1 pseudogene is annotated in these 688 nt (G+C 53.3%); it reads right to left on the bottom strand.

Features of this window, described 5'->3' with window-relative positions:
- Window positions 1-688, bottom strand: a pseudogene (locus tag IEX72_RS15050) (IS630 family transposase); the annotation flags it as partial.

The raw sequence follows: 688 nt of genomic DNA, 5'->3' as shown, positions 1-688 counted from the left end.
GCCGTCGTAAGTTCGTCAAGTGAGTCGAAAAACCGGTTGCTAAGCGCTGCTTGGAGCTGTCTCCAACATTCCTCAACGGGATTCAATTCCGGCGAATATGACGGGAGCGTCACAAAATCAAGGTCGTCACGGGCCGCGAGGTCCGTGACGGCCGATGCCTGAAAATACGGTGCGCCATCAAGCACGACGATCAAGTCTTCTTCAAATTCTTTACATAGTGCTAAAATGAAATGTTTTGCGTGTTCGGCGGTAATGTACTCAGTAAGCCGTGAGAAAAAGCGATCGCCGTCCTCGGTGATCGCACCCAACAAGCACGTCCAGTCCCGTTGTCCGGATAATTCGACGGATGGCCGCGTGCCGCGCGGAAACCACGCGGCACGCGGCTCAACTTGCACTGATTTCTTCGTCTGATCAATACAGACTACTGTGGCATCCATCTCTCGTCGCTTTTTTTGATCTCGTCGTGAAACGTTTCTTGATCGTCTTTGTCGGACTCAGCGGCTGTGCGGCGTGGTTTTTGATAGCTCAGCCCTGCCTCTTTCAACAGCCGCCGACAGCTCGGGAGTGAATACTCAACATCGTAGGTTTCTTTGAGAAATTCGTTGACAAGCGCCGGCGTCCACGCCGGCGCGTCGTAGCCGATCGCTTGGGGTGATTCGTGAACTGTCTGTTCAAACTCTTGCTGCTG

The sequence above is a fragment of the Halobellus salinus genome (assembly GCF_014646875.1).
Lineage (GTDB): Archaea > Halobacteriota > Halobacteria > Halobacteriales > Haloferacaceae > Haloquadratum > Haloquadratum salinum.
The sequence above is the reverse complement of the archived record's forward strand: the minus strand, read 5'-3'. Positions and strand labels throughout refer to the sequence as shown.